Here is a 13,029-nt window from a genome sequence, read left to right as displayed (position 1 = left end):
GAGAAGCCTTATCGACCGGCTCGGGCATTGAAACGCGAGCTGTTCGGAATACAGGACGCCGGAAATGAACACTGATATCACGATCGCCCTAGCGCAGGCCGCGGAATACCTGAAGGCCTCTGGCCAAACCGAGAACGCATTAGCCGCCGGACGACGCGTACCGGACTTCTCTCTACCCAACCAAGATGGCGTAGAGACCTCCTTGGCATCGATATTGCGCCACGGTCCGCTCCTTTTGGTTTTCTATAGCGGCGGCTGGTGTCCCGGTTGCATTCGCGGCTTAAGGGCGCTCGAAGAGGTCCGCCCATTAATCGAGGCACGTGGAGCTTCGCTGGTCGCCATATCGCCGCAGACAATTGAGGAGAATGCAAGGACCCGAAGGACCAAGCAGATAACGTTACCAATCTTGTGCGATAAAGGCGGGAAGGTCGCGCTGCAGTTCGGTGTTCGTTGGCGCATCCCCGAACTGCTCCAGACGTTGCATCTGAAGAGCGGAATCGATCTGCCACGCCTTCACGGGGAGGATAGTTGGACGCTTCCAATCCCGGCGCGGTTCGTTGTCGATCAAAGCGGAGTTATCGCTTACTCGGAAGTCGATCCGGATCAAACTCACCGCTCAAACCCAACGGACCTCCTTCCAATCCTGGATCGGCTCTGGAGCGCACGTGTGTAGTCACCTGAGCGGCATAGGTGTCTGCGCTTGGCGTGTCATATACGTCGATTGGCCACACATCGTTGACGCGCCTTTCTATCATTGCGCGATGAGTGTTCGAGCGTCCTGTCGCCGCGCCGTTGCCGGCGGTTAATCCTCTCAATAAATGAGAGACAATGTCTCTGTTCGCGGGTATTATCTTCGCGGACGAGAGGTGCCATTTTGGTCCCCGGACCCAGCGGGGAAATAGGAGTAAGATAGAGAAGCGATGAACGACCGACTTACAGCGCTGAAATTGTTTGCCCGCGCAGGTCGCGTGGGCAATTTTTCGAGTGCCGGTCGTGAACTCGGTCTCTCTCAGGCCTCGGCCTCACGCCTTATCGCCGCGTTGGAAGCCGATGTTGGTGCGACGCTCTTCAGCCGGACAACCCGTGCGGTCACGCTGACGGACGCTGGAGCAACCTATTTGATGCGTGTGGAGCCGATCCTAGCCGCGATCGATGAGGCCGACCACGAGGCTCGCGGCACCGGAGAGCTGCGAGGGGTCCTTCGCATCGGCACGCCGGTAAGTTTCGGGCTCAGGGAAATCATTCCGCGGCTTTCCACGTTTATGAAGCAGCACCCGGCGCTGAAGATCGAGCTCCGGGTGACTGACCGCTACCCAGACATCGTGACTGAGGGCCTCGACGTGTCGTTCCAGTTCGGCGCCCTCCGCGACTCGAGCGCGACGGCGCGCAAACTCCTCCACCAGCCGAGGATACTCGCGGCCTCCCCAAACTACCTCCGGGAGCGTGGCACGCCCACGATGCCGTCAGACCTCGCGCACCACTCGGTGATCCTCAGTCCAGCGCATCCCTCGCCGACTTTGTCGTTCCGCAAGGACGGGCGTGTTGTATCCGTGCGCGTCGACGGCCAGCTCGCTATCACCATCAACGAAGGCGCGACAGCAAGCGCCGTCGCCGGGCTGGGAATCGCCGCGTCGAGCGAAACAAGCGTGCAGGCAGAGATCGAGACCGGGGCGCTCTTGCGGGTGCTGCCTGACTGGGACTTCGGCTCGATGGAAATCAGCGCATTGTTCGTGAGCGGAAATATCATCAAGCCCGCCGCGCGCGCGTTCACGGATTTCCTCTTCGCGGAGCTTCGACGCTGACTTCGCCGAGCATTCCTGCCTGTTATGGATACGATAGCTTTACCCGAATGGTCGTCGAATTTAATTATTGAACGCACCGGCTGGGCGGATGCAGCGCTGAGATCTACCCTGAATACCAAGTCTTACTTTGCGCTGCTACCCACCTGCGCATTCGTCCAAGCCGGTGGACCAATCATTCGAACGCTCGGGACCTCATCGTGAAGAAGGCACCCGTAACGCCGCAAAGGAGCTCGCTATGGTGACCAGAGGCTTTACCAGCCGAAATTCGGGAGAAGACCAGCTGGATCGAATTCCGCCGGGCCAGCACCTTGTCGAGCACTTCCCTGTCCTGACAGCCGGGCCGACCCCGCGCGTCGAGACAGCGGATTGGAAATTTACCCTCAAGATCGGGCCGAGGCCCATCAAGGCTTGGAACTGGAGTGAGTTCAACGCTTTGCCCAAGACCAAGATGACGAGAGACATTCATTGCGTCACATCGTGGTCAAAACTCAACACCGCCTGGGAGGGCGTGATCGTCGACGACATCCTTGCCGATGCCGGCGTTGAGCGTCCCACTGATTTCGTGCTCGCACACTGCTACGATGGCTACTCCACAAATGTTCCCCTTGCAGATCTTGCGTCCGGAAAGGCCATGGTTGCTCTGAATTACGAGGGGCAGCCGCTTCCCCGCGATCATGGCGGCCCGGCACGACTCCTCGTCCCACACCTCTACTTCTGGAAGTCCGCCAAGTGGGTAAACGGGCTCCAATTTACCGAACGCGACGAGGCAGGCTTCTGGGAATTGCGCGGATATCACATTTACGGCGACCCGTGGCGCGAGCAGCGGTACACCAATGACTGAGGGTGGCCCGCGACCGGCGTCTTGGCAGACATGCATCATCGCCGAGATCATTCAGCAAACGCCAAGCATCAAAAGCTTCTTCCTGCGACTCAGCGAGCCATTTGCGCATATCGCCGGTCAACACGTTGATGTGCGATTGACGGCTCCGGACGGCTACGTGGCGATGCGGAGTTATTCGATCGCCTCCTCACCGAGTGCCTCGAATATCATTGAGCTTGCGGTCGAACGCCTCCCGGACGGTGAAGTCTCTCCGTTTTTCCATGACATTGCGGCTGTGGGCGACGAAATCGAACTGCGTGGCCCGCTCGGCGGCCACTTCCTGTGGCCCGAACGTTCAACCGCACCGGTATTGTTGGTCGGGGCGGGGTCTGGTGTCGTGCCGCTGATGGCGATGATCCGGCGACGCGGCGACCTGGCGCAGACTGTGCCGACAGCGCTGCTCGTGTCATCTCGGACACAGCGCGACGTGCTGTTCGCCGATGAGCTGTTCTCATTGGAAATGGCTGACCCGACATTCAAGTTGGCGCTGGCGATTACTCGAGAGGCCCCAGCGCGCGCCTGTGACTTTGCGCGACGCATCGATAACGCGATGGTGGCCGAGTTAATTGCCCGGCTCCATCACATGCCTGCGCATGTATTCATCTGCGGATCAAACCCCTTCGTCGATATCGCGGCCGATGGAGCGTTAATGGCAGGGTTGGACGCCGCGGTGATCAAGACCGAACGATATGGCGGCTAGCGACGCCGCTTTCATGACACGCTCACACAATGGAAGGAAAGCTCTATGACATCGCAGGATAACGCACCTAAGCTCCGCGAAGTTGTCGTCGCGAGCGACCCCACCAACCATGGCGCAATGGTTGGTCATGTCGACACATCTCAGTTTGCTATCGGCGGTCCAGATGGAGTCGGCTACGTATCTCCCGGTCCCAATCCTTATGACCTTCTTAGCGCATCTCTCGCCGCATGCACCGCTATGACCGTTCGTTTTCAGGCTCGGCGCCATAAACTTCCGCTGGAGCACGTGGAAGTGGGCGTCAGCTTCTACCACGGCGCCCAGGGCGAAAGGGATTCGTTCCAGCGCACTCTCGTGCTAGACGGAGAACTCGACGCGCAACAGCGCGCATTCTTGCTGGAGGCCGCAAACCTCTGCCCCGTTGGCGAAATTCTCGGCATTAGTGCGGATATTCACACACGCGTGGACGCCACTACTTCCGGCCCCAACGCGAGCGCTCAGGCTAGCTATGAGGATGTTCTGGGTGAACTACAGATCCCATATGTCGATGCGGATTGAGCTTACTCATGCCGTCGATCACCGCACTTGGGACGAAACGAGGATGACCTACCGCTCACCCCAATAATAGGTTAATCAAGCAGACGGCCTCTCGAAAAGTGAGAGAAGATGGATCGTTTGGAAGCAATGGAATATTTCATCGCCGCGGTTGAAGCCGGGAGCTTCTCCGCGGCTGGGCGCCAGCTGAACGTTCCTCTTCCCACGGTCAGCCGCAAGGTTGCTGATCTCGAGGCTCATCTCAACACCCAGCTCCTTGTTCGCTCGACACGAAAGCTGGCGCTGACGGAGGCGGGAGTTTCCTATCTAGCCGCATGCAAACGCATTCTCGATCAGGTTGACGAAGCCGAATCTCAAGCCGCTGGAGAGCATAGCGTTCCGCGCGGCGGTCTTAAGATCACGGCTCCGATCGTCTTCGGTCGGCTTTATGTCGTCCCGGTAGTGACCGCGTTCTTGGCCGAATATCCACAGATAAGTGTCTATTTGACGCTGTCAGATCGTACGCTTGACCTCGTTGATGAGCACGTCGATCTCGCCGTTCGGACCGGGATGTTGTCTGATAGTACGCTCGTCGCGACTAAGGTTGGTGAAATTCGTCGGGTCGTGTGCGGCAGTCCCGCCTATTTTTCGGCGCACGGAACGCCGAAGACGCTGGACGATTTGGCGAAGCATATGTGTGTCACCTACACAGCGCTCGCCTCAGGGTCGACCTGGATTTTCAACCCTCGAGACGGCAAGCCGAGCCGTGGAGTCCGTCCTCAGTGCCGATTGAAGATCAATACTGCGGAAGCGGCGATAGACGCTGCCGTTGCGGGTATCGGGGTTACGAACGTCCTCTCATATCAAGTCGTCAAGCCAGTCTCCGAGGGGAAGCTGTCCCTCATCCTCCAAGATTTTGAGCCCGAACCGACTCCGGTCAATATTATTTACGCCCGGCAGGCGCTCTTGCCATTGAAAATACGCCTCTTCATCGATTTCGCCGTTTCGTATCTGCGCAAGTCCCTGGACGACGATCTCGCAAAGCTGAGATAAGGTCGTGGAAGCGGCATGAGTCTAGGATTGGCGTTGAGCGATGGAATCTCGCTCATGTCGTGTGAGAATATGTGAAATTTGCATTTCAGCACTACCGCCACACCGCCGCCACGCCCAGTGTCGATAAGGAGCCCGCCGAAAACGGTGAGGATAACCACAATGCGACTCCAGGACGAACTCGACGCGCTTAGGGACAGGGATCACGAAAACACCCCCCCGCATATTTGGCGTGTCCGCCAGGAGGCTATCAACGATCTGGTCTCCTCGGGTATCGCCGAAAGAGCTATTCACGCCGGAGACCAAGCTCCAGGATTCCGCCTGCGCGATCCCGATGGCAACGTGATTTCATCCGACGACCTTCTAAACAGGGGTCCAGTTCTCATTGTTTTCTATAGGGGCGGATGGTGCCCCTATTGCAGCCTCAATTTGCGCGTGATCCAGACTGTCGCGTCGCAACTCCACTCATTGGGGGCGTCGATCGTCGCGATTTCTCAACAGTCCGCGCACGAGAGCCGCTCTACTGAGCGAATGAATGGCTTATCGTTCCCCAGCCTCGTCGACCGCGGCGGGAAGGTAGCTCGCGCGTTCGGCCTGCGTTGGAAGCTGTCCCCAGAGTTGCGCGCCACTGAAATAGAATCCGGTCTCGACCTCGCCGCCGTGAATGGGGAGTCGAGTTGGACACTAACGATGCCAGCTCTGTACGTAATAAGACCAGATGGGATCGTCGAGTACGCCGATATCAGCCCCAACTACACCCGACGCTGCGACCCAACCGAGCTCTTTCCAATCCTTAGCCATATTCGCGCATGCCTGATGCACTGATCCTCGACGCTTAGCCCGCTCTGGATTCCACAAAGCGTGTCCGCCCGTCCATGGATGCCCGACGCGGGTTTCATCGCGACGGCACCGGTGGCAACGTAGCTTTCGGATATAGCGCCCCCGCGTGATGCTGCATTGCCATCGCGCGGGCTCAGTAGTGACCGAAACAGTTGACGGTGAACACCAATGGAGCTCCACCAGGTACGGTACTTTCTAGCTGTCGCAAGCACGCGCAACTTCACGCGTGCTGCGGAGATGTGTAACGTCACGCAACCGGCACTGACCAAGGGCGTGCAAAAGTTGGAGCAGGAACTTGGGGGCGAGCTCATCTACCGAGAACGTCAACTTACCCACCTCACTGACTTGGGCAAGGCGGTGCTGCCCATGCTTGAGCGCGCACTTGCATCGACTGAGGCTGTTCGACGCCGAGCGCGTGAGTTTCAGCAAAAGGAAGTAGCTCCCTTAACGATCGGTCTCGCCCCATCCATTTCCGCATCGCTCGTTCTCGAGCCCATCGCTGAGATTCGCAAATTCGTCCCCGGCCTCCATGTCGAGCTTCGAGAAGAGCAGCCAAGCCGCCTTGTCGAGCTTCTGCTGGAGGGCGAAGTAAATGTCGCCTTGGTTGGTGATCTCGACGAGAGACCAGAAAGAATCGACGATTGGGCGCTGTTCGAGGAGCGCTATGTCGCCGTTCTCGCTTCGTCGCATGAACTTGCCGATCTTCCGGAGATCGGAATCGAAGCGCTTCGCGAAGCCATTATCCTTGAGCGCACCTATTGTGACGTGGCTCCGAAATTTCGCCGTCTCTGCTTTGCCGACGCGCCGCCGCCGCATCCCAACCATCGCAGCTGCCACGACTTGCACCTGCAGCATTTGGCAGAGGCGGGATTCGGGATAGTCCTCGCTCCCGAGCATATGCCGCGGTTACCCTCCCTAAAGGCGCTTCCGATCGAGGGAGATCCGGTATGGCGAGAGGTCCGGCTTCTTGCGGTGCAGGGCCGACGCTACTCACCCGCGCTTGACGCCTTCGTAAAGGTCGCGCGGTTGCGCGACTGGTCTCTTCACACGGGATCGCCTCTCCAAACCGAGCGTCACAGCCACCTCGAAGCGACCGGTATGTCCGCATGAGTCCACATATTGCCCATTTCTTAAGATACCCGGTATGCCGATGACCGTCGAATTGATGTCTGACCACTTAACCAGGACCCTCAATCAAGTCCGTAACGAGCTCATGGACGGGTTCAGTGACGCCGACCGGGAATCCTACCTCTTTCTCGTCGATTGGCTCCGCAAGGCAGACATCGCGTCGCACGCATTGCAGGTTGGCGACGCGGCGCCGGATTTTCTTCTACCCGACGCAAATGGACGCCTTCATTCGTCCGAACAGCTTCGTGGTGAAGGGCCGCTTGTGGTTAGCTTCTACCGGGGGGGATGGTGCCCATTCTGCAACGCTGAGCTTCGCGCTCTTCAGGCGGCCAAGGCCCAATTTGATAGTCTGAAGGCGAACCTTGTCGTGGTGTCTCCCGAGACCCGTGATCTGCCGAGGCAGCTGAAACGGCAGTTGAACCTCGACCTGACGATGCTCGCGGACGTCGACCATGGCGTGGCAATATCTTACGGCGTCCTATTTCGTGTCCCTGACGAAACCAAGGCACACTACGCGGGGCAGGGTTACGACTTCGGGCACCGTCATGGATCGACGGAGTGGATGCTGCCAATTCCGGCGACTTTCGTGATCGATCAAGACGGCATAATCAGAGACTCCTTCGTCGAGCCTGATTTTACGATCCGCCAAGAGCCGTCCGACATCCTCAACAGAGTTCGCCAACTTGCCGGATCTCAGGTTGAGGATGCTTCCGCATCCGACGAATGATGTCGCCCAGAGCTCCCGAACCGCCATACTAGCTAAGCAGCACTCCATGAAAATCGATTTGTCGGGCAAAACCGTAATCGTGACCGGCTCAACGAGCGGTATCGGTCTTGCCATTGCCAGGCGGCTTGCGGGAACGGGCGCGAGCGTCGTCGTGAATGGTCGGTCGGAAGCCCGCGTGGACGCCGCGGTCGTGTCGATCACGAAGGTCGTACCGTTTGCTAGGGTGCGCGGGGTCGCCGCGGATGTGTCGACGGCATTGGGCTGCGCGAAGTTGGTTGAAGCGGTGCCGAGCACCGACATCCTGATCAACAATTCCGGTGTTTTCGAGCCGAATAATTTCTTCGACATCACCGACGAAGACTGGACGGGCTTCTTCGAAGCGAACGTGATGTCGGGTGTGCGTCTGTCACGCGCTTACATCAAGGGGATGCTCCAGCGTAATTGGGGACGTATCGTTTTCGTCCCGTCGGAATCCGCGCTGAACATTCCGACGGAGATGGTTCAATACGGTGCAACCCAATCCGCGCAGCTTGCTATCTCGCGGGGGCTTGCAGAATTGACCAAAGGTACGGCGGTTACCGTCAATTCTATGTTGCCGGGGCCGACTTCGTCTGAAGGCGTCGAGACCTTCGTGAAGGAACTCGCGAAAGAGAATAGACAACCGGAAGAGGAAGCCGTAGCGCTCCTCGTCAAGCAGCATCGTTCGACGTCGTTGATCCAACGCTTCCCAGTCGTCTGATTGGTCGGCCGGGCAGCGACGGCGCCAACAGCCGATACTTTCAAACTCGCTCCGGGTCACTGGCCATCTCCTGTGAGTGTGGTGTGTTTCAAAAAAGCCGGAAACAACGCCGGCGCTTTCATCGCGATGGGCATTTAACCCGGATCGACGCGCGCGAAAGCGGCTCCGTTGTCGGGCATCGCGGTTCGCCGCATGGCGTCAGCCGTCGAATCCCGACCCAGCGGCACATCCGCTTCGCGATGATCTGCTCCGCCGTAATCGATGACGTTCGATAACCTTCAATGCCCATCCGCCAACGCTCCTTTCGACGCGAGAAGCAGACGTCTGTACCGCGCCGTTGATTTTTTGCGCACCAGGTCGGTGGCATCAATTCCATAGCCAAAGGTCATTGGACCATCGCGTTTCGCCGGTCCTATTTTCGCTCGTCTGCAAAGGAATTCGGAAGATGAAGACCTACTACACAGGCAGGTGGACGATGAGGGCAATCTTTGTGACGGACCAGGTGGCGGGAACGACCGGCCGGCGCTGTCCAGATCGGCCGGTCGCGTCCTATCAGCCGTGCCGAGGGCAATCCGGGAACCTACCCATGGCTCCTCGCATGTGATGTCGAACGGGCTCCATCCCTGCAGCATTCCCAGCAAAGAGAGCGAAAACACTTTTGTACGTCAACCTATCCTTTCATCCAGAGGAATCTCCATGACCAACGGAATTACCATGACCAACGCCGTCATCGAAACTATCCTGAGCCGCAGGGCCACCAAGTATTACGACCCTGCCGCCACCTTAAGCGACGACCAAATCCGCGAACTGGTGCGGATCGGCACTAGTGCGCCGACATCGTTCCACTTGCAGAACTGGCGTTTTATCGCCGTACGCACGCCTGAAGCCAAGGCTCGGCTCAGTCCTATTGCTTGGAGCCAGCCGGCGATCACTGAAGCGGCCGTGACCTTCATCGTCTGCGGCCAGCTGGTCGAAACCAGCGTAATACCAGACCGCCTGGCACCGGTCGTGGAAGCGGGCATCATGCCGGCAAGGTTGGTGCCCGATTGGGAAATCCCCGCACGCGATCTGTACATGGAATACCCGCAGCGCCGTCGCGACGAAGCAGTGCGCACCGCCACCTTTGGCGCCGCGGCGATGATTTATGCAGCCGGCTCGATTGGCCTGGGTTCGACGCCGATGATCGGTTTCGATGCCGCCGCGGTGCACCGCGAGTTCGAACTGGCCCATGACGAAGTACCGGTCATGCTGTTGTCCATCGGCGCGGAACGCCCTGGAAACTGGCCGCAGAAGCCGCGCCGTCCCGTAGCCGATGTGCTGGACCTCGTTTGATTATCAGTAAATCCAGCAATTTACGGAGGCTACGATGCCAAGATCTGCAGCTCTAAAGCCGGAACAGGTGCCGGCCGATTCGAAACCCACTCTCGATGCATTCACCAAGAACATTGGGTTCACCCCAAATATGATGGCGACCTTCGCGGCGAGCCCGATCGCGTTCAACGCATGGGCCGCCCTGTTCGGCTCCATGAGCAAGGCGCTCGACGTGAAGACGCGCGACAGCATCGGTCTCGCTGTCTCCGAAGTGAATGGCTGCAACTACTGCCTGACGGTTCACAGCTTTACGGCTGAGCATATGGCCAAGCTGCCGGCTGATGAAATCATTCTCGCGCGGAAGGGCCATGCCAGCGACCCGAAGCGGGACGCCGCCGTCCAGTTTGCGCGCAAGGTCATCGAGACCCGAGGACAGGTCAGTGACGCCGATCTGAAAACCGTCCGCGATGCCGGCTACACGGATGCGAACATCATAGAGATCGTCGCGCTGGTGGCCATGTACTCCCTGACGAACTTTTTCAATAACGTAGTCGATCCCGAGAAGGACTTTCCGGCCGTTAGGCCGGCCGGCTCGATCTGAACTCTATCCGGTAGCGTACGAAAGCCCGGATGCACCCAGGATTCTTGGGAACGCGTCTGGGCTTTTCGTATGTGCCGACAAGGTTAGGACACTCTATTTTCCGGGGTAAAAGCATGAACAAGTCACAGAAGGTTGTTGTCGTCACCGGTGCGTCACAAGGCATCGGCGCTAAACTCGTAGAGGCATTCCGAAAGCTCGATTACCGCATTGTCGCAACCTCACGTTCGATCAAACGGTCGGACGACGAGAACATCCTGAGCATTGCCGGTGACATCGGCGATCCCACAACCGCCCAACGTGTCATTTCCGAAGGTATCGAACGATTTGGCGGGATCGATACGCTGGTGAACAACGCCGGCATCTACATCGGAAAGCCTTTCACCGAACACACCGCCGAAGACTATGCCGCCGTGATGAATGTGAACATGGCGGGCTTCTATCACATCACGCAACTCGCGATCGCCGAGATGGAAAAGCGTGCGAGTGGCCACGTGGTGAGCGTCACGGCCAGCATAGGCCCCACTCCAGTCAGTGGGATCTACTCGGTCTTGGCGGCTATGACGAAGGGTGGCCTCAACGCTGCCACGAAATCACTGGCGATCGAATACGCGAAGAAGGGCATTCGCGTGAACGCCGTCGCTCCGGGGATCATAAAAACGCCGATGCACGCACCTGAAACTCAGGAAGCACTGGGAGCTTTCCACCCTATCGGACGCATGGGTGAAACAAGCGAAGTCGCCGACGCAATCCTCTTTCTCGACTCGGCAACGTTTATCACTGGAGAGATCCTGCACGTCGACGGTGGGCTAAGTGCCGGTCGCTGAGATGGGCCGCTCACCTAGGAGGAAGCAAGTGATCGCCGGCTTCGACCGCTTTCTTCATGTGCAAGCGCGGTTTGACCGCGGCCCCGCGCGTCCGGCGGTGCAGCGCGGGCTGGAAGTGACGGCGGTCTAGAATTTCAGGAGCATGCTATGCAATCAGTCGAGATCAAAGCCATTGATAGCAACGATTTTGATATTTGGCTTCCGCTGTGGAAAGGCTATCAGCGATTTTACAAAGTGGATATCCCTGAGTCCGTGACGCTCGAGACTTGGGCACGCTTCTTCGACCCAGTCGAGCCGATGCATGCGGCGCTTGCCATGGTGGGCGAAGAAGCATTGGGGCTGGTGCATTCGATCTATCATCGATCCACCTGGACGACGGACGACTACTGTTATCTTCAAGACCTGTTTGTTGCCAACGATGCGCGTGGCAGCGGCATTGGCCGCGCGCTGATCGAACATGTCTATGCGGATGCGAGACGTCGCGGGGCGTCCCGAGTGTACTGGACAACAAACGAATCCAACCATAGCGCCATGCAGCTTTACGACCGTCTCGCTGACCGCTCGGGTTTCATCCAGTACCGAAAGCTATTTGCGTGACACGCTGGGTGCGGATCCGTCCTCAGGCCTCGTGCGGCGCATCGCTGTCCTCCACGACCCTGGCAAGGTAGCGATAGATCTGCCGTGGAGTAGTCCTGGCAGTCCGCGCAAGAAAAGCTCGCCGCGCCGGGTTTTGAAGTGTGGCCGGCCAGTCCCCGGACAAGTTTGCTCGTTATGTGTCCAATCAGCTCGCACACAGGGCTATGTGGCGCGTATAACCGGCGTGCAACTACGATAAGATGCTTGAGCGTTTCAAGTTCCCGAGGTCCCTATGTCCGAAGTCGATTGGCTAAGCCATCTCTTGCAAATCATCACCGTTACCGGCCAGCTCGAGGTCCGCTGCGCCTACGGTGCGCCGTGGCGCGTTGCCTGGAGCCAGGCTGCGGCGAACGAGATCCCCTACCACGTCATACTCAAGGGCCGGGCGATTATGGAGGATCCGGAGGCGAGGACGGCGAGGGAGCTGGTGAGTGGAGATATCGTACTGCTGCCTCACGGTGCGGCGCATGTGCTGCACGACGGCAGCGGACAAACGCCAATCCGTACACACGAGAGCCGAAACTCCGCCGGATGGACGCTGAGCGAGAACGATGGCCAGGGCGAGCAATTGGATCTGCTGTGCGGGCGATTTTTCATCGAGCCGCCCCATGATCGACTGATCCGTAACTACCTGCCCACAAATCTGGTGGCGCGGACTATGGACCACCATGGAGAAGACGGCATCGGGCCTGCTTCCAACCAACTGGTCAGTCTGGTGGGGTTGATGCGAACTGAGTCCTCCGGCGACCGAGCGGGAGGGCGCGCCGTTCTCAACGCGCTTTCTTCGGCCCTGTTTACACTGGTACTACGTGCGGCGAGCGAATCCGAGAAAGCCCCCGAAGGCTTGTTGGCGCTCGCCGGCCATCCGCGCCTGGCTCCAGCCATTGCGGCGATATTCGCCGATCCAACGCGGTCCTGGAAACTCCCTGATCTGGCGGACTTGTGCGGCATGTCGCGCGCTACGTTCATGCGGCACTTTCAAGACAGATTGGGTTGCTCCGCCCTCGATTTGTTGACCGATCTCCGCATGAGTCTGGCAGCCAACGAGTTGAAAAAGCCAGCAGTCAGCACCGAGGCTGTCGCCGAGACGGTCGGGTATCAATCGGTTTCGGCATTCCGCCGTGTGTTTGCCGAAAGAATGGGAATGACGCCGGGGGAATGGCGCCGACTGGCGCACAATGGTGGCTAGACGCGCGCCTGAGATTGCGATGCCTCAATTTGATCCTTTCGCGCATCATATTGAGAAAATACAGTCTCGAT

Annotated in this window: 14 protein-coding genes and 1 pseudogene; all 15 read left to right on the top strand. The window is 58.6% G+C overall.

What is annotated here, in order from left to right:
• Nucleotides 1–64 precede the first annotated feature (64 nt).
• The 15 genes and pseudogenes from ACPYOI_RS03450 to ACPYOI_RS03380 all read left to right on the top strand — a co-directional run bounded on the left by ACPYOI_RS03450 (nucleotide 65) and on the right by ACPYOI_RS03380 (nucleotide 12,958).
• A complete protein-coding gene (locus ACPYOI_RS03450; RefSeq protein WP_481419900.1) occupies nucleotides 65–673 on the top strand; it encodes a peroxiredoxin-like family protein in 609 nt (202 codons plus the stop codon).
• 247 nt (nucleotides 674–920) lie between these two features.
• The gene (locus ACPYOI_RS03445) at nucleotides 921–1,802 is read left to right on the top strand and encodes a LysR family transcriptional regulator (protein WP_481419901.1); all 882 of its coding nucleotides are present in this window, start codon (nucleotides 921–923) and stop codon (nucleotides 1,800–1,802) included.
• 235 nt (nucleotides 1,803–2,037) lie between these two features.
• Nucleotides 2,038–2,643, top strand: a complete 606-nt coding sequence (locus tag ACPYOI_RS03440; protein WP_481422542.1) for a sulfite oxidase-like oxidoreductase — start codon at nucleotides 2,038–2,040, stop codon at nucleotides 2,641–2,643.
• The gene (locus ACPYOI_RS03435; protein ID WP_481420093.1) at nucleotides 2,636–3,382 is read left to right on the top strand and encodes a ferredoxin reductase; all 747 of its coding nucleotides are present in this window, start codon (nucleotides 2,636–2,638) and stop codon (nucleotides 3,380–3,382) included. Before ACPYOI_RS03440 ends, ACPYOI_RS03435 begins: the two co-directional genes overlap by 8 nt.
• Before the next feature lie 45 nt (nucleotides 3,383–3,427).
• A complete protein-coding gene (locus ACPYOI_RS03430) occupies nucleotides 3,428–3,937 on the top strand; it encodes an OsmC family protein (RefSeq protein WP_481422541.1) in 510 nt (169 codons plus the stop codon).
• Nucleotides 3,938–4,045: 108 nt separating this feature from the next.
• The gene (locus ACPYOI_RS03425) at nucleotides 4,046–4,966 is read left to right on the top strand and encodes a LysR family transcriptional regulator (RefSeq protein WP_481420095.1); all 921 of its coding nucleotides are present in this window, start codon (nucleotides 4,046–4,048) and stop codon (nucleotides 4,964–4,966) included.
• A 159-nt stretch (nucleotides 4,967–5,125) separates the two neighbouring features.
• Nucleotides 5,126–5,788: a peroxiredoxin-like family protein gene (locus ACPYOI_RS03420; protein WP_481422540.1), complete on the top strand. Its 663-nt coding sequence runs from the start codon at nucleotides 5,126–5,128 to the stop codon at nucleotides 5,786–5,788.
• Between the two features lie 183 nt (nucleotides 5,789–5,971).
• Nucleotides 5,972–6,913 (top strand): LysR family transcriptional regulator, encoded by a 942-nt coding sequence (locus ACPYOI_RS03415; protein ID WP_481420097.1) that lies wholly within the window; start codon nucleotides 5,972–5,974, stop codon nucleotides 6,911–6,913.
• A gap of 34 nt (nucleotides 6,914–6,947) precedes the next feature.
• The gene (locus ACPYOI_RS03410) at nucleotides 6,948–7,658 is read left to right on the top strand and encodes a peroxiredoxin-like family protein (RefSeq protein WP_481420098.1); all 711 of its coding nucleotides are present in this window, start codon (nucleotides 6,948–6,950) and stop codon (nucleotides 7,656–7,658) included.
• A gap of 46 nt (nucleotides 7,659–7,704) precedes the next feature.
• Nucleotides 7,705–8,394: pseudogene (locus ACPYOI_RS03405) on the top strand (SDR family NAD(P)-dependent oxidoreductase); the annotation flags it as partial.
• A 699-nt stretch (nucleotides 8,395–9,093) separates the two neighbouring features.
• The gene (locus ACPYOI_RS03400) at nucleotides 9,094–9,729 is read left to right on the top strand and encodes a nitroreductase family protein (RefSeq protein WP_481422539.1); all 636 of its coding nucleotides are present in this window, start codon (nucleotides 9,094–9,096) and stop codon (nucleotides 9,727–9,729) included.
• Nucleotides 9,730–9,763: 34 nt separating this feature from the next.
• Nucleotides 9,764–10,309, top strand: a complete 546-nt coding sequence (locus ACPYOI_RS03395) for a carboxymuconolactone decarboxylase family protein (RefSeq protein WP_481422538.1) — start codon at nucleotides 9,764–9,766, stop codon at nucleotides 10,307–10,309.
• Between the two features lie 113 nt (nucleotides 10,310–10,422).
• Nucleotides 10,423–11,133: an SDR family NAD(P)-dependent oxidoreductase gene (locus ACPYOI_RS03390; RefSeq protein ID WP_481420201.1), complete on the top strand. Its 711-nt coding sequence runs from the start codon at nucleotides 10,423–10,425 to the stop codon at nucleotides 11,131–11,133.
• Nucleotides 11,134–11,280: 147 nt separating this feature from the next.
• On the top strand, nucleotides 11,281–11,730 hold the full coding sequence (locus ACPYOI_RS03385) for a GNAT family N-acetyltransferase (RefSeq protein WP_481422537.1): 450 nt from the start codon (nucleotides 11,281–11,283) through the stop codon (nucleotides 11,728–11,730).
• Nucleotides 11,731–12,001: 271 nt separating this feature from the next.
• Nucleotides 12,002–12,958, top strand: a complete 957-nt coding sequence (locus ACPYOI_RS03380) for an AraC family transcriptional regulator (protein WP_481420199.1) — start codon at nucleotides 12,002–12,004, stop codon at nucleotides 12,956–12,958.
• Nucleotides 12,959–13,029 lie beyond the last annotated feature (71 nt).

This window comes from Rhizobium sp. SVR5-2C, from assembly GCF_056755115.1.
The sequence above is the reverse complement of the archived record's forward strand: the minus strand, read 5'-3'. Positions and strand labels throughout refer to the sequence as shown.